A 15,688-nucleotide genomic window follows, 5' to 3' on the forward strand; every position below is an offset into this window, starting at 1 on the left:
AATGAAAATCTGGATTGCGCGGCCGATGACGGCCGCGGTGGAGGCCCGGGCGCGGGAGGCGTTCGGCGACCTGGAGATCCGTGAGACCAATGCGGTGATGAGCGAGGCGGAGATGCTGCGGGCATTGTCCGAGTTCGACATTGTGGTGCCGACGCTGGGCGACAAGTTCTCAGCCGAGATCTTCGCCAAGGCGGGAAGCCCGCGCTGCAAGCTCTTGGCCAACTTCGGGGTTGGCTACAACCATATCGACGTGGAGGCCGCGCGCGCGGCGGGCGTCGAGGTGACCAACACGCCCGGTGCTGTGACCGATGCCACCGCCGATATCGCGATGACGCTGATCCTGATGTCGGCGCGGCGTGCCTCCGAGGGTGAGCGGATGCTGCGCCAGGGCGCGTGGCAGGGCTGGCACCCGACCCAGATGCTGGGGCTGCACGCCACCGGCAAACGCGTCGGCATTGCCGGCATGGGCCGCATCGGCCAGGCAATCGCGCGCCGCTGCCATTTCGGCTTTGGCATGGATGTGTCTTATGTGGCCCGTTCTGAAAAGCAGCTCGACTTTCCGGCGGACCGCGCCGAAAGTCTGATTGCGATGGCTGGCGAAGTGGATTTCCTGGTGGTGGCGGTGCCGGGCGGGGCGGAGACCTATCACCTGATCAACGCCGGGGTGCTGAACGCGATGCAGGCCCATGCGCATCTGATCAACATCGCCCGCGGTGAAGTGGTGGAGGAGGCGGCGCTGATCGAGGCGCTTCAGAACAACCGCATCGGCGGCGCGGGCCTGGATGTCTACGAGTTCGAGCCCAAGGTGCCGCAGGCGCTGATTGATCTGGATAACGCCACCCTGCTGCCGCATCTGGGCACCGCCACCGAGGAGGTGCGCAGCAACATGGGCCATATGGCGCTGGACAATGTCGCCGCCTATCTGGCCGGAACAGAGCTGCCGAACCGGGTCTGAGGCCGGCCTTCGGAACCGGGGCGCTGCCCCGGGCCCCAGGAGTATTTTCAACCAGAAAGAAGCGGCAGCGGATTATTCCGCTGCTGTTTTGCTTTTGGGCAGGTCTCCCACGGCCTCGCGCCAATGGCGGCGGCAGAGCGAGACATAGGTCTCATTGCCGCCGATCTGCACCTGATCGCCCTTGGTCATGACCCGGCCCTGATCGTCCTGGCGCACCACCATGGTGGCCTTTTTGCCGCAATGGCAGATGGTGCGCACCTCGCGCATCTCATCGGCCAGCGCCAAAAGTGTGGCGGAGCCGGGAAAGAGGTTGCCCTGGAAATCCACCCGCAAGCCGTAGGCCAGCACCGGCACCCGCAGGTCGTCCACCGCCCGGGCCAGCTGCCAGACCTGATCCGGCTCCAGAAACTGCGCCTCATCCACGAAAACCGCGGCCACCGGCCCGCGGGAGAGGCGCGTCTTGATGCGGGCAAAGAGATCGTCGCCCGCGGCAAATATATCCGCCTCTTCGCCGATGCCGATGCGCGAAGCGATTCTGCCCTTGCCGGCGCGGTCATCGAGCCGGGCGGTCAGCAGATAAGTGTCCATGCGGTTTTCGCGGTAGTTGTGCGACGCCTGCAACAGCACCGTCGACTTGCCCGCGTTCATGGTGGAATAGTTGAAATAGAGCTTGGCCATGGCGCCGGGTTTTATCCGGGCAGGGCCGCGGGTGGAACCGGATTCGCGCGGAATTTGCCGGTTTGCGGCAGGTTTGCAGGGGAAAAGGAAGGCTCACCGGGGCCAGCGCGGCAAGGGTGGAACAAACCCCGTTTAAAAACCGCGCCAAACGCCCCGGAGAGCACAAGTTCCGGGCAGACCAATTACCCAAAACGCGGAACGTCACTCACCCATCCCGCTTTGCACTGGACAACAGATGCCAATTGCACCATGCCACTCGCTAAGTCCCAGAAAACCAAAGGGATGGATAAGGTATCGCAATTCCTCTACAACTCGGACATGGGAAATTAACCAGTTCGTTCCCCGGCAGGGGGCGGCGGTCAAGCCAGGTAGGACGTATATGGCTGAAATCGGCACGTATCTGAAGAAACACACCGAGGCGCTGGTGAAGGATGTCGGCATCGAGGCCGCCTGCCAGATCACCGGTAAATCCAAGGCGACGCTGGGGCGCTATTACTCGGACAATGCCGAGCACGCGGACCGGTTCATGCCGGTGGATGCGGTGGCCAAGCTGGAGGGCGCGGCGTCTTACCCGCATGTCACCTCCGCGCTGGCGGATCTGAAAAACATCACCTTGTCCTATAATGGCAACGGCAGCGCCGAGGAGACCGGGCGCAGCGGCGGGGTGAATGCGGATGTGATCGCGCTGAGCCAGCGCTTTGCGCAGCTGATGAGCGAATACCAGGAAGCGATCGAGGACGGCATCATCACTGTCAATGAGGCCAAGCGGCTGCTGCGCGAAACCGTGCTGCTGCAGCAGGTGCTGCTGGACATGAAACTGCACCTGGAAGAAGAAAGTGCCTGAGACAGTTGATCTGGGCGATCTGCCCGGAATTGCCGAGGGGCAGCTGCACCCGGCCGACGTGGATTTGCTGGCCGCGCCCGGCGACCCGCGCCACCCGCCGCGGATCCTGCTGCTGTACGGGTCCCTGCGCGAGGTGAGCTATTCCCGCAAGGCGGCGGAGGAAGCGGCGCGGGTGCTGCGCGCCTTGGGCTGCGAGACGCGGATTTTCGACCCATCCGGCCTGCCGCTGCCCGATGATGCGGGTGCGGCGGAGCATCCCAAGGTGGCAGAGCTGCGCGAGCTGGCAGTCTGGTCAGAGGGCATGGTCTGGTCCAGCCCGGAGCGCCACGGCGCAATGACCGGTATCATGAAGCTGCAGATCGACTGGCTGCCGTTGTCGCTGCAGGGCGGCATCCGCACCACCCAGGGAAAGACCCTGGCGGTGATGCAGGTCTCGGGCGGCTCGCAAAGCTTTAACGCGGTCAACCAGATGCGCATCCTGGGCCGCTGGATGCGGATGGTGACGATCCCCAACCAAAGCTCAATCCCCAAAGCCTGGCTGGAGTTCGAAGAGGGCGCCCGCCTGCCGGACGGCCCGTTCTACCGCCGTCTGGTGGATGTGATGGAGGAACTGGTGAAATTCACCTGGCTGGTGCGGGGCCGCAAGGAGTATCTGGTGGACCGCTACTCGGAACGGGTGGAAAGCGCGGAAGAGGTCCACAAGCGGGTGTCGCAGAAATAGGCGGGGCGGGCGCCTCAGCTTTATCAGAAAAAGCCCCGGCAGCGCTGCCGGGGCTTTGTTGTTTCAGATCAGCGGGATCAGCGGCACGTCGCAGGCCGCCAGGGTCAGCAGGGCGGTCAGAAACAGGGGCAGGCGCATTATTGGCTCCGGGTTGATTGCTCGATGGCCTGATCTTGCCCGGCCCGCAGCGCTGCCGCAAGATAACACGCGGTGCGGGAGCGGCTTTTTGCCCTTTGCCGCAAAAGGGGAGGGGGCGGTTAAGCAATTGGGCGGCCGGATTCCGGCTGTTTAGGCATTTGTTAAGGCTCATTTCCGCCTCATTTGCACCGTGACGTTACCACCGGGGGCTGTTTTTGCCGGGAAACCGGGGAAAAACCGGACCGGGTTCCTAACGAAGAACGGAGGATTTTTCCGTGTTTTTAGCGGGTTTTTCCGAAACCTGTTTGCGCCTGTTAAGGAAATAAGGGGTTTGCGCAGTCTGGCCCTGACCCGGAAAGGCTGCGTTAACCCTTTGTTAATCCTGTCTCATTCTGCCCATCTTTCTGCCAGCGCGGCACCGCAGCAGGCCCCATTCCAGCCGCAGCCGTCACCCAGTTTGGCGGAGTGGGAACATGGAGTGGGTTATGAGACGATTGCTAGGAATTGCTGCCGCCCTTTTGATCAGCGCAAGCGCCGGGCCGGTCAGCGCCGGGCAGCCCGCACCGGTGCAATCGGTGCCGGGATGGGAGGCGGTGGGCCGTCTGAACATCGGCGGCAAGGCCATGTGCACGGCCACCCTGATCGGGCCGGATATTGTGCTGACGGCGGCGCATTGTATGTATGGGATCCGCGACGGCCGGGCGGTGAACCCGCGAAGCATCAAGTTTGAGGCCGGGCTGGACGGCCGCCGGGCCAAGGCGTCGCGCCGGGTGGCCAAGGCGGTGATCCACCCGGGCTACCGGCATGGGCAGACCGGCCAGTTCCAGGCCGGGACCGATATTGCCGTGCTGCGGCTGGAGCGGCCGATCAGCCGCGATGTGATCCGCCCGCTGGCTCTGGCCGGCGCGCCGGAGCGCGGTGCGCGGGTTGACGTGATGTCCTATTCCCACCGGCATGTGCGCTCTCCGCGGCTGCAAACGGCCTGCCAGGTGCTGGTGTCGCGGCAAAGCGCGCTGATCACCTCCTGCCGGGTGGATCTGGGGGCTTCGGGCTCGCCGGTGCTGCAGACCCGGCCGGGCCGGGCGCCGCGGCTGGTTTCGGTGATCTCCTCCAAGGCGGAGATGGGCGGCAGAGGCGTATCGCTGGCAGCGCCGCTGGGTCATGCGCTGCAGACGCTGATCCGCGAGGCGGGGTAGGGAGCCGCTGGGCGCAGGGTCCCGGCAGGCCGGCGGCATGAAAAAAGCCCCGGGAATTCCCGGGGCTTCTGCTGTTCTGTGCTTCGGGCGAAGGGATCAGCCCTGCAGCGATTTCACCTCAACATCCCCTTCAGCCTGGGCCTTGATCGCGCGCGCGGCGGCGTTGGCGCCGGCGGCGGTGGTGAAGTAGGGGATCTTGTCATAAAGCGCGACGGAGCGCATTTCCTTGCTGTCCTCGACCGCCTGGGCGCCTTCAGTGGTGTTCATCAGCAGCTGGACGTCGCCGTCCTTCAGCATGTCCACAACGTGCGGGCGGCCCTCATAGACCTTGTTCACCAGCTCGCAGGCCACGCCCTGGCCGTCCAGCCAGGTCTGGGTGCCGCGGGTGGCGACCAGGGTAAAGCCCTGCTCCACCAGGATCTTTGCCGCATCCAGCATCAGCTGGCCCTTGTCGGCGTCCTTGATCGAGATGAAGGCGCGGCCGGAGGAGGGCAGCACCATGCCGGCCCCCATCTGCGCCTTCAGGAAGGCGCGGGCAAAGGACCGGTCCCAGCCCATGACTTCGCCGGTGGAGCGCATTTCCGGGCCGAGGATGGTGTCGACACCCGGGAAACGGGCAAAGGGCAGCACCGCTTCTTTGACCGAGAACCAGGGCATGTCCGGGTCCGCCAGGGTCATCGGGTCGGCCATCGGGGTGTTCACGTCATAGCCTGCGTCCGGCTGGTAGGGCGCGCGCATCGGGAAGGTCGACAGCGGCTCGCCGGCCATCACCCGGGCGGCGATGGAGGCGATGGCGCTGTCGGTGGCCTTGGCGACAAACGGCACGGTGCGCGAGGCGCGCGGGTTCACCTCGATCAGGAAGATCTCGCCGTCCTTGATCGCGAACTGCACGTTCATCAGGCCAACCACGTTCAGCGCCAGCGCCAGGGCGTTGGTCTGCGCCTTGATCTGCTCGATCATGTCTTTTTCGAGCGAGTAGGGCGGCAGCGAGCAGGCAGAGTCGCCCGAGTGCACGCCGGCCTCTTCGATGTGCTGCATGATGCCGGTCACATGCACGTCTTTGCCGTCGCAGAGCGCGTCCACGTCCAGTTCGACCGCGCCGGCCAGGTAGCTGTCGAGCAGTACCGGGCTGTCGCCGGAGACAACGACGGCCTCGGCGATGTAGCGTTTCAGCTGGTCCATGTCGCGGACGATTTCCATCGCCCGGCCGCCCAGCACGTAGGAGGGGCGGATCACCAGCGGGAAGCCGATGTCTTCGGCAATTGCCAGCGCCTGTTCATCGGTGGAGGCGATGCCGTTTTTCGGCTGCTTCAGGCCCAGCTGGTTGACCAGCGCCTGGAAGCGCTCGCGGTCTTCGGCCAGGTCGATGGCGTCGGGGGAGGTGCCCAGGATCGGGATGCCCTCGGCCTCCAGCGCGTTCGCGAGTTTCAGCGGGGTCTGGCCGCCGAACTGCACGATGACGCCGTGCAGGGTGCCGTTCTCCTGCTCGGTACGCAGGATTTCCATCACATGTTCGAACGTTAGCGGTTCGAAATACAGCCGGTCCGAAGTGTCATAGTCGGTCGACACCGTTTCCGGGTTGCAGTTGATCATGATGGTCTCATAACCCGCGTCGGTCAGCGCAAAGCAGGCGTGGCAGCAGCAGTAGTCGAACTCGATCCCCTGGCCGATCCGGTTGGGGCCGCCGCCGAGGATGACGACTTTCTTCTTGTCCGAGGGGCGTGCCTCGCATTCGACGTCGCCAAAGGCCGGGGTTTCGTAGGTGGAGTACATATAAGGCGTTTGCGCCTCAAACTCGGCGGCGCAGGTGTCGATCCGCTTGAACACGGCATTGACGCCTGCGGCGCGGCGGGCCTTGCGGACCGCGGCCTCGGACTGGCCGGTCAGCTTGGCCAGGCGGGCGTCGGTGAAGCCCAGCATTTTCAGGGCGCGCAGGCCGGCTTCATCCGCGGGCAGGCCGTTTTCACGCACGCCTGCCTCGGCTTCGACGATCTCGCGGATGCGGGACAGGAACCAGGGGTCGAATTTGGTGACGGCCTGGATTTCATCATCCGACAATCCGTGGCGCATCGCCTGGGCGATGGTGCGCATCCGGTCGGGGGTCTGCTGGCCGATTGCCTTGATCACCGCGGCCTTGTCGCCTGCGGGTTCCCAGGTGCCTGCGTTCACGCCGTCGATGTCGATCTCGTCAAAGCCGGTGAGGCCCGATTCCATGGAGGCCAGCGCCTTTTGCAAGCTCTCGTGGATGGTGCGGCCTATTGCCATGGCTTCGCCCACAGACTTCATCGCGGTGGTGAGGTAGGGTTCGGAGCCGGGGAATTTCTCAAAGGCGAATTTCGGGATCTTGGTGACGACATAGTCGATGGTCGGCTCAAACGACGCGGGCGTCACCTTGGTGATGTCATTGTCCAGCTCGTCCAGGGTGTAGCCCACCGCCAGCTTGGCCGCGATCTTGGCAATCGGGAAGCCGGTCGCCTTGGAGGCCAGCGCCGAGGACCGCGACACCCGCGGGTTCATCTCGATCACTACCATGCGGCCGTCGGCGGGGTTCACCGCCCATTGCACGTTGGAGCCGCCGGTTTCCACGCCGATCTCGCGCAGCACGTTGATCGAGTGGGTGCGCATGATCTGGTATTCTTTGTCTGTCAGCGTCAGCGCCGGGGCCACGGTGATCGAGTCGCCGGTGTGCACGCCCATCGGGTCGACGTTTTCGATGGAGCAGACGATGATGGCGTTGTCGGCGGTGTCGCGCACCACTTCCATCTCGTATTCTTTCCAGCCCAGCAGGCTTTCATCGACCAGGATCTGGTTCACCGGCGAGGCATCCATGCCGGAGCGGCAGAAGTGGATGTAGTCGTCGCGGTTATAAGCGACGCCGCCGCCGGTGCCGCCCAGGGTAAAGGCGGGGCGGATGATCGCAGGCAGGCCGATCTCATCCAGGGCTTCCAGTGCGATGCGCACACCTTCGTCCAGGTCGGCGGTGCCGTTGTCGCGCTTGGGCGCGGTGACGATGGTGGCCTTGGGGTTTTCGATGCCCAGACGGTCCATCGCTTCGCGGAACAGCTTGCGGTCTTCGGCCATCTCAATGGCGTCACGCTTGGCGCCGATCATCTCAACGCCGAATTTGTCCAGCACGCCCATCTCTTCCAGCGCCAGCGAGGTGTTGAGGCCGGTCTGCCCGCCCATAGTGGGCAGCAGCGCGTCGGGGCGCTCTTTCTCGATGATCTTGGCGACCACTTCCGGGGTGATCGGCTCGATATAGGTCGCGTCCGCCAGGCCCGGGTCGGTCATGATGGTGGCCGGGTTGGAGTTCACCAGGATGACCCGGTAGCCCTCTTCGCGCAGGGCTTTGCAGGCCTGGGCGCCGGAGTAGTCGAATTCGCAGGCCTGCCCGATGACGATGGGCCCCGCTCCGATGATCATGATCGACTGGATGTCGGTTCTTTTGGGCATGGCAGGCTTCCTTCGGTTTTCGCGCGGGCAGGCTTTGAATCACGGGCGCTGGCGTGCGCCCAAATTGTCCTGCGTTATAGGGACCGCGCAGAAAGGTTCAAGGGGGATCGGAAACGGAAATGAAAATGCCGCATCCACCCCTTTTTGTTCGCATAGCGAACAGATATATGTGGGGTCCAAGACCTTATGGAGTCAATTCCAGTGCGGATTCGCTTTGACCGGGGGCCCAAGGGGGCCGGCACATGTTTCGACCAGCCGCTGCGTGTGATCCGGGCGGACGGGGCCGAAGAGGTGCCCGCTGCGCTGGCCGCTTTGGATGCGGCGCGGGACGCGGGGCATTGGCTGGCAGGTTATGCGTCCTATGAACTGGGCTATGCGCTGGAGCCGAAACTGGCGGGGCGGATGCCGAAGGAGCGGCGGCTGCCGCTGATGTGTTTTGGCGTTTATGAGGAACCGCTACCGCAGAACGCTGAGGGCGGCGCCCGGCCGCGGGGGGGCGAGTATCGCCCGCCCGGGGGGGCGGACGGGCGAGGCCCGGCCTATCGGCCAGGCGAAGCGGGGCTTGAGGGCATTACCCCCCGCTGGACCTATGAGCGCTACTCCGAGGCCTTCGCTGAAGTGAAACGCAACATCGGCAAAGGCGACATCTATCAGGCCAACCTGACCTTCCCGATTGATGCTCAGGCCTATGGCACTGCCGAAGAACTCTATGCCGCGCTGCAAGCCAAACAGGTGGTGGGCCACGGGGTGCTGGTCGAACAGGACGGGCTGCCGGACCTGCTGTCGCGCTCGCCGGAGCTGTTCTTCCGCACCGATGCGTCAGGCATGATCGAAACCCGGCCGATGAAAGGCACCCAGCCGCGCAGCGACGATCCGGTGGAGGACGCGCGGCGCCGCGACTTCCTGCGCCAGGACGAGAAGAACCGCGCCGAGAACCTGATGATCGTGGACCTGTTGCGCAATGACATCAGCCGCGTGGCGCAGACAGGCTCGGTGCATGTGCCGGAACTGTTTGCGGTCGAGAGCTATGCCACGGTGCATCAGATGGTGTCGCTGGTGCGCGCGAAGCTGCGGCCCGATGCAGGGCTGGCAGAGATCTTTGCGGCACTGTTCCCCTGCGGCTCGATCACCGGGGCGCCCAAGATCCGCTCGATGGAGATCCTGGCGGAGCTGGAGCCCTGGGCGCGCGACATCTATTGCGGCTCCATCGGCTGGGCGGCGCCGGACGGCGCGTCGGAGTTCAATGTGGCAATCCGCACCTTGATGCTGGAAGACGGCCGCGCGACGCTCAATGTGGGCGGCGGCGTGGTCTGGGACAGCACCGCGGAATCGGAATATGAGGAAGCCCTATGGAAAGCCCGGTTCGCCCGCGTGACGCCATCCAGAACGATCCCGCTTTCCGCCTGATCGAGACGCTGGGCTGGCATCCGGGGGAGGGATTCCGGCATCTAGCGCTGCACTTGGCCCGGATGGGGCGCAGCGCGGCAGCGTTTGGCATTCCCTTTGATCCTGACGAGGCGCAGGCCGCGCTTGCAGCTGCTGAAGGCGATTGTGCTCTGCGCTGCCGCCTGACGCTGGACGCGGCCGGCCAATTGGAGCTGACCACGGCACCGCTGGGAAGCATGCCTGCTGAATGGCGGCTGGGCATCGCGGAGGCCCGGCTGGAGGCTGACGACCTCTGGCTGCAGCACAAGACCACCCGCCGGGCGCTCTACGACACTGCTCGGGCTGAGTTGCCGGAGGGCGTGGAGGAACTGCTGTTCCTCAACCCGCGCGGCGAGGTTTGCGAGGGCACGATCACCAATCTGTTCGTCACCCTTGGCGGCGGGCAGGTGGTGACGCCGCCGCTGTCCAGCGGCCTGCTGCCGGGCATCCTGCGTCAGGTGATGCTGGAGAGCGGTCAATGCGTGGAAGCGGTGCTGCGGCTTGAAGACCTGCACGGCGCGCAGGCCATCCATATGGGCAACTCCCTGCGCGGGCTGATCCCGGCGCGGCTGGTGTAGCGGAGGCAGACCCAGGCGGGGCGCTCCCGCGGACAACAGGCCCGCTGGCTGGCGCCAGCGGGTCGTTGCCCTTTGGGCCCGGCAGCGCACCCTAGGGTGCGCTGCGCGCCGCGCCGCAGGCGCGGCGTCCGGCCCAACGCTGGAGGCCCCAGCGCGCCAGCGATGGGGCGGGAAGGGGCGGGAGATCCCCGCTGGCACCGGGAACCGCCGATTTCAGACGTCAGACCGCGCGGAAATACCCCTGTTTGCTTGACAAGCGGGCTGCAACCTTGTGTACCACCCCGGACGAATTCCGCGCCCTTAGCGCATTTCCCGAATGACGGTCCCCAAGGACCCGCGACCCGCATAACGAAAGGCCGAGCCATGCACGCCTACCGCAGCCATACCTGCGCCGAACTGAACAAATCCAACGTCGGTGAAACCGTCCGCCTGTCGGGCTGGGTCCACCGCGTCCGTGACCACGGCGGCCTCTTGTTCATCGACCTGCGCGACCACTACGGCGTGACCCAGGTGATGGCCGACCCGGACAGCCCGGTATTTGCCGAGATCGAGAAGGTCCGCAGCGAATGGTGCATCCGCATCGACGGCAACGTCATGGCCCGCGACGAGAGCCTGGTGAACCCGAAAATCTCCACCGGCGAGATTGAGGTCTTCATCCGCGACATCGAGATCCTGGGCAAATCCGACGAGCTGCCGCTGATGGTCTTCGGCGAGCAAGAATACCCGGAGGAAACCCGCCTGCGCTACCGCTACCTGGACCTGCGCCGCGAGAAGATGCAGAAGAACATGGTGCTGCGGGCCAACATGATCCAGTCGATCCGCAAGCGCATGTGGGACATCGGCTTCAACGAATACCAGACGCCGATCATCACCGCGTCGTCTCCCGAGGGCGCGCGCGACTTCCTGGTGCCGTCGCGCCTGCACCCGGGCAAGTTCTACGCGCTGCCGCAGGCGCCGCAGCAGTTCAAGCAGCTGATGATGGTCTCGGGCTTTGACAAGTATTTCCAGATCGCACCCTGTTTCCGCGACGAGGACCCGCGCGCCGACCGCTCGCCCGCGGACTTCTACCAGCTTGACATGGAAATGTCGTTTGTGACCCAGCAGGACGTCTTTGACACCATCGCACCGGTGATGGCAGGCGTGTTCGAGGAATTCGGGCAGGGCCGCAAGGTGGACGCCGCAGCCGACTGGCCGCAGATCTCCTACAAGGACGCGGCCAAATGGTACGGCACCGACAAGCCGGACCTGCGCAACCCGATCAAGATGCAGGACTGTTCCGAGCATTTCCGCGGCTCGGGTTTTGCGATCTTTGCCAACCTCCTGGAAAACGAAGGCACCGAAATCCGCGCCATCCCGGCGCCTACCGGCGGCTCCCGCAAGTTCTGCGACCGGATGAACAAGTTTGCCCAGGGCGAAGGCCTGCCGGGCATGGGCTATATCTTCTGGCGCGACCAGGGCGAAGGCATCGAGGCCGCAGGCCCGCTAGCCAAGAACATCGGCCCCGAGCGCACGGAGGCGATCCGCCAGCAACTGGGCCTGGGTGTCGGCGATGGGGCCTTCTTCCTGGGCGGCAAGCCGAAAGCGTTTGAAGGCGTCGCAGGCAAGGCCCGCACTGTCATCGGCGAAGAGCTGGGCCTCATTGACAAGGACCGCTTTGCCTTTGCCTGGATCGTCGACTTCCCGATCTACGAGAAGGACGAGGAAACCGGCAAGATCGACTTCGAGCACAACCCGTTCTCGATGCCTCAGGGCGGCATGGACGCGCTGCTGTCCGATCCGCTGGCGGTCAAGGGCTACCAGTACGATCTGGCGTGCAACGGCTATGAGCTGGTCTCTGGCGCGATCCGGAACCACAAGCCGGAAATCATGTTCAAGGCCTTTGAAATTGCGGGCTATGGCAAGGAAGAGGTCGAAAAGCGGTTCGGCGGCATGGTCAACGCCTTCCAGTATGGCGCCCCGCCGCACGGCGGCTGCGCGGCCGGCATCGACCGCATGGTGATGCTGCTGGCTGATGAGGCGAACATCCGCGAGGTCATCATGTTCCCGATGAACCAGCGCGCCGAAGACCTGATGATGTCGGCCCCCTCCGAGCCGCTCAGCGAGCAGTTGATGGAGCTTGGGCTGCGGGTGATCCCGCAGGATCAGTAACCGCTTCACGGATTTTTGCAAAAGGCCCGGGCTTGCCCCGGGCCTTTTTCGTTGCTGCGGGGGCGGAATTTTCCGAAAATTCCGGCCAGGAAAACATGTGGTTTCCTGGCCGCTTCCCGTGCCGGGAAACGGCTGCAAAAATCTGCCGGCCTGGCGCCGGAGACCGCCGGGACCTGCGTATCACCTTAAATTCAGCTGTGGACTTGTGCTGTGATGGGCTAGTTTGCAGGGGATGCGGCGCGTCCAAAGGGATCAAGACGATGCAATTCGACGGAGATTTGGCAGAGATACGTTTCGGTGCGGGCTTGTCACCGCAGCATCCGGCTCCGGCCTCTGCTGAGGACATGCTGGCCCGGCTCCGCGGCGCCGATGAGATGGCTTTGCGGTTCCCGGTCAGCAGCCTGGAGGAGGCTTATGGCCGCGCCCGGGAATTCCGCAGGCTGCGGCGAGCGCGCAAGAAGCTGGAGGGCAAATCCGGCTATGCGGATGCGGATCAGGCGTTCAAGGGCTACCGCCGGGACCACAACCGGACGCGCCTGCGGTGGAACGGCCAGCGGCTGCAGCGCCATATCCATACCCGTGACGGGTTCCGCGAGCGGCTGGTGCTGTTCTGGGCCGACCATTTCACCGCCCAGGGCAAGAACGGCGCGCTGCGCATCATGGCCGCGCCCTATGCCGAGAGCGTGATCCGGCCGCATGTGGCGGGCCGGTTTGAGGAATTGCTGATTGCCGCGGTGACCAGCCCGCTGATGCTGCACTACCTGGATCAGGCCCGCTCTGCCGGGCCAGGCAGCCGGGCCGCCAAGCGCCGCAAGCGGCTGGACGGGCTGAACGAGAACCTCGCCCGGGAGGTTCTGGAGCTGCATACCCTGGGGGTGGACGGGCCATACGGGCAGCAGGACGTGCGGCAGCTCGCAGAGCTGTTCACCGGCCTGTCGGTCTCGCGGGAGAAGGGGTTTGTATTCCGCCCCGGCATGGCAGAGCCCGGCGCCGAGACCGTGCTGGGCAAGACCTATGGCGGCGGCAAGCCGGAGCTGGAGCAGGTGCTGGCGGCGCTGCGGGATCTTGCCCGCCACCCGGCAACGGCGCGGCATCTGGCCTGGAAACTGGCGGTGCATTTTACCGCAGACACACCCGATCCCGGCCTGGTGGCCCATCTGGCGCAGCGCTGGCAGCAGAGCGGCGGTGATCTGATGGCGGTTTATGGGGCGCTCTTGGAACACCCTGCGGCCTGGCAGCCGGAGCTGCGCAACGTCAAGCCGCCGTTTGATTATGTCGCCTCGGCCTGCCGGGCGCTGGCAGTGCCGCAGGACAGGCTGTCGGGCTTCAAACCCGGAAAGCTGAACTGGCTGCTGCTGGCGCCGCTGGCGCCGATGGGGCAGCGATGGGAGTTTGCCGGCGGCCCGGACGGCTGGCCGGAGGAAGATACAACCTGGGTCACGCCGCAGGCGCTGGCGGCGCGGCTGCGCTGGGCAATGGCGGCGCCGCGGCAGCTGGCGCAGCCGCTGCCGGACCCGCGCAGCTTTGCCGGTTCGGCGCTGGGCCGGTTTGCCAATGAACGCGTAAGATTTGCAGCCAGCGCGGCCGAAACCGGAGCCGAGGCGGTTGGGCTGGTGCTTGCCGCGCCCGCGTTTCAGCGCCGCTGAAGGGAGGATAGGAAGATGCCGTTAACCCGCCGCTCTCTGCTGGCCCGTTCTGCTGTGCTGGGCTGTTCCCTGGCGGCCAGCCCGCTGGTCACGCCGGTCAGCCTGGCCGCTGCCCCCTGGGACACCCGCCTGGTGGTGATCCTGTTGCGCGGCGGCATGGATGCGCTGGATGCAGTGCAGCCCTATGGCGATCCCGCTTATACGGGTCTGCGCCGGAAGCTGGCGGGCGGGCCTGGCACCGGGGCGGAGGATTTGGACGGCTTCTATGCGCTGCATCCGGGCCTGGCGCCGCTGATGACCCTGTGGCGCAAGGGGGAGCTGGGCTTTGTCCAGGCGGTGTCCACCCCGTACCGGGACCGGCGCAGCCATTTCGATGGCCAGGACCTGCTGGAGGCGGGCACCGCGGCGCTGGGCGAGGCGCGGGACGGCTGGCTGAACCGCTTGCTGCAGCAGATGCCGGAGGCAGAGGCGCGCACCGCCTTTGCCATCGGCCAGGAGCGGATGCTGCTCTTGGAAGGCGCGGCGCCGGTGTCGCAATGGGCGCCGGGGGCGGGGCTGGCGATGAGCCCGCAGGCAGAGCGGCTGGCGGGCCTGCTGATGGAGGAAGACCCGCTGTTCCATGTCGCCCTCAACGATGCCCTGGAACTGACCCGGCAGGACAGCGCGCTGGCGGGCGGCGGGAATGCGGACCCGGCTGAAGGCAGCGGCGGGGACGGCGGCGGCATGATGGCCACGATGATGGCGGAGCCGAAGGGAAAAGCGCATAGGGAAGTAGCGGCCTATGCGGCAGAACAGCTGCGCGGCAGCACCAGGATTGCGGCATTTTCGATCAACGGCTGGGACACCCATGCTGGACAGGCCAGAAGCCTGAACGCGGCCCTGGGGCGGCTCTCGGACACGGTGCTGACGCTGAAGAAAGGGCTGGGAGAGGCGGCCTGGAGCAAGACCGCAATTGCCGCGGTCACGGAATTCGGCCGCACGGTGCGGGAGAATGGCACCGGCGGCACCGACCATGGCACCGGCGGCGCCATGCTGCTGGCAGGCGGTGCGATCCGCGGCGGCAGGGTCCTGGGGCAATGGCCGGGTCTGGCTGAGGCGGATCTCTATGACCGGCGCGACCTGATGCCGACCGGCGACGTCCGCAGCCATCTGGCCTGGCTGCTGCACGGTTTGACCGGCGCCAGCAAAAGCAGCCTGGAAACCGCTGTGTTCCCCGGGCTGTCCATGGGCGGCGACCCCGGGCTGCTGCTTTAGGCGCCGGACCCATTCATCCTGAACTGCGGACGCGAACACCGCTGCAAAGCAGCGGTTTTGACCGTTTGGAAATGACACCGCCAGTCCCGGTGCGCTCAAAACCCCTGTTTCCTTGCTATTTGTGTGCCAGCCTTGCAGGATGAATGGGTCCTGACCCCAAGGCGGGGCGGTTCTCTTGTGCCGCTGCCCAGGCGCGCACCGGATCTGTGAAAGGGTAGGCGCCGGGACTAGAGTCGCCGGTTCCGTTTTCTCAAAACTGCCGGTTTGCTGCGGCTTGCGCGTCTGCAGGCTGCGGCGGGCTTTGCGCTAGAGCAGTGCTGCCGTTCGTTTGAGCCAGCACTGCTGGCCCTGCGGAGCTGAGCAGCGTCATGGGCAAGCCAGTTCCGTCGGCAGTGCCGGGGAATGGGCTTTGCCCCTAGCGGCAGTGTTTCCCATGCTGATGTCCGCAGGCCCCCTCCCGCCCGGGCTGAGATTTTCGCAAAGGAGCGAGGGAGCTCCCGCCAGCCCGGCCCGTTCAGTGAACGGTCCGTTCTGTTGGGCCCGGGGACACACCTCCCGAAGGGGACGGGACCAAAACCCACAGAAGGGGGGGGGAAAAAAGCACCCCTCTCCTCTCCCCCCCCCCACCCCCCCCCCCCCCCCCCCCCTTCTC

12 protein-coding genes are annotated in these 15,688 nt (G+C 65.5%); 9 read left to right on the plus strand and 3 right to left on the minus strand.

All coding sequences use genetic code 11. The features are described 5' to 3' along the window. Position 1: 1 nt before the first annotated feature. Positions 2-955 carry a 2-hydroxyacid dehydrogenase gene (locus tag ACXAHG_RS16035; protein ID WP_475058912.1) on the plus strand — a complete coding sequence of 318 codons (954 nt, stop codon included), beginning with the start codon at positions 2-4 and terminating at the stop codon, positions 953-955. A 72-nt stretch (positions 956-1,027) separates the two neighbouring features. Here ACXAHG_RS16035 and ACXAHG_RS16040 read toward each other — a convergent pair whose 3' ends face one another. After that, entirely contained in the window at positions 1,028-1,633 is a 606-nt protein-coding gene (locus tag ACXAHG_RS16040) for a thymidine kinase (RefSeq protein ID WP_475058915.1), read from the minus strand. A gap of 379 nt (positions 1,634-2,012) precedes the next feature. Here ACXAHG_RS16040 and ACXAHG_RS16045 point away from each other — a divergent pair, with 379 nt between their 5' ends. Continuing rightward, positions 2,013-2,477 (plus strand): hypothetical protein, encoded by a 465-nt coding sequence (locus tag ACXAHG_RS16045; protein WP_475030644.1) that lies wholly within the window; start codon positions 2,013-2,015, stop codon positions 2,475-2,477. After that, positions 2,470-3,198 (plus strand): arsenical resistance protein ArsH, encoded by a 729-nt coding sequence (arsH, locus tag ACXAHG_RS16050; RefSeq protein WP_475058917.1) that lies wholly within the window; start codon positions 2,470-2,472, stop codon positions 3,196-3,198. The genes ACXAHG_RS16045 and arsH overlap by 8 nt, the downstream gene beginning before the upstream one ends. Before the next feature lie 63 nt (positions 3,199-3,261). Here arsH and ACXAHG_RS16055 read toward each other — a convergent pair whose 3' ends face one another. Further along, the gene (locus ACXAHG_RS16055) at positions 3,262-3,405 is read right to left on the minus strand and encodes a hypothetical protein (RefSeq protein WP_475058920.1); all 144 of its coding nucleotides are present in this window, start codon (positions 3,403-3,405) and stop codon (positions 3,262-3,264) included. Between the two features lie 416 nt (positions 3,406-3,821). On the opposite strand from ACXAHG_RS16055, the gene ACXAHG_RS16060 reads away from it, so the two are divergent. Next, complete coding sequence (locus ACXAHG_RS16060; RefSeq protein WP_475058923.1) at positions 3,822-4,532, plus strand: trypsin-like serine peptidase; 711 nt, start codon at positions 3,822-3,824, stop codon at positions 4,530-4,532. 96 nt (positions 4,533-4,628) lie between these two features. Here ACXAHG_RS16060 and carB read toward each other — a convergent pair whose 3' ends face one another. After that, entirely contained in the window at positions 4,629-7,985 is a 3,357-nt protein-coding gene (gene carB, locus ACXAHG_RS16065) for a carbamoyl-phosphate synthase large subunit (protein ID WP_475058926.1), read from the minus strand. A gap of 201 nt (positions 7,986-8,186) precedes the next feature. Here carB and ACXAHG_RS16070 point away from each other — a divergent pair, with 201 nt between their 5' ends. The 5 genes from ACXAHG_RS16070 to ACXAHG_RS16090 all read left to right on the plus strand — a co-directional run bounded on the left by ACXAHG_RS16070 (position 8,187) and on the right by ACXAHG_RS16090 (position 15,036). Then, positions 8,187-9,392 (plus strand): aminodeoxychorismate synthase component I, encoded by a 1,206-nt coding sequence (locus tag ACXAHG_RS16070; protein WP_475058929.1) that lies wholly within the window; start codon positions 8,187-8,189, stop codon positions 9,390-9,392. After that, complete coding sequence (locus ACXAHG_RS16075; RefSeq protein WP_475058932.1) at positions 9,335-9,988, plus strand: aminotransferase class IV family protein; 654 nt, start codon at positions 9,335-9,337, stop codon at positions 9,986-9,988. Before ACXAHG_RS16070 ends, ACXAHG_RS16075 begins: the two co-directional genes overlap by 58 nt. 363 nt (positions 9,989-10,351) lie before the next feature. Next, the gene (gene aspS / locus ACXAHG_RS16080) at positions 10,352-12,136 is read left to right on the plus strand and encodes an aspartate--tRNA ligase (protein WP_475041966.1); all 1,785 of its coding nucleotides are present in this window, start codon (positions 10,352-10,354) and stop codon (positions 12,134-12,136) included. A gap of 260 nt (positions 12,137-12,396) precedes the next feature. Then, positions 12,397-13,782: a DUF1800 domain-containing protein gene (locus tag ACXAHG_RS16085; protein ID WP_475058934.1), complete on the plus strand. Its 1,386-nt coding sequence runs from the start codon at positions 12,397-12,399 to the stop codon at positions 13,780-13,782. Between the two features lie 15 nt (positions 13,783-13,797). Continuing rightward, complete coding sequence (locus ACXAHG_RS16090; protein WP_475058937.1) at positions 13,798-15,036, plus strand: DUF1501 domain-containing protein; 1,239 nt, start codon at positions 13,798-13,800, stop codon at positions 15,034-15,036. Positions 15,037-15,688 lie beyond the last annotated feature (652 nt).

This window comes from Leisingera sp. ABD4_442 (genome assembly GCF_056160905.1).

Bases quoted from the DNA above. Each gene is read 5' to 3' on its own strand.
- ACXAHG_RS16035 (WP_475058912.1), top strand. From the start codon at position 2: ATGAAAATCTGGATTGCGCGGCCGATGACGGCCGCGGTGGAGGCCCGG.
- ACXAHG_RS16040 (WP_475058915.1), bottom strand. From the start codon at position 1,633: ATGGCCAAGCTCTATTTCAACTATTCCACCATGAACGCGGGCAAGTCG.
- ACXAHG_RS16045 (WP_475030644.1), top strand. From the start codon at position 2,013: ATGGCTGAAATCGGCACGTATCTGAAGAAACACACCGAGGCGCTGGTG.
- ACXAHG_RS16060 (WP_475058923.1), top strand. From the start codon at position 3,822: ATGAGACGATTGCTAGGAATTGCTGCCGCCCTTTTGATCAGCGCAAGC.
- carB (WP_475058926.1), bottom strand. From the start codon at position 7,985: ATGCCCAAAAGAACCGACATCCAGTCGATCATGATCATCGGAGCGGGG.
- ACXAHG_RS16075 (WP_475058932.1), top strand. From the start codon at position 9,335: ATGGAAAGCCCGGTTCGCCCGCGTGACGCCATCCAGAACGATCCCGCT.
- aspS (WP_475041966.1), top strand. From the start codon at position 10,352: ATGCACGCCTACCGCAGCCATACCTGCGCCGAACTGAACAAATCCAAC.
- ACXAHG_RS16085 (WP_475058934.1), top strand. From the start codon at position 12,397: ATGCAATTCGACGGAGATTTGGCAGAGATACGTTTCGGTGCGGGCTTG.
- ACXAHG_RS16090 (WP_475058937.1), top strand. From the start codon at position 13,798: ATGCCGTTAACCCGCCGCTCTCTGCTGGCCCGTTCTGCTGTGCTGGGC.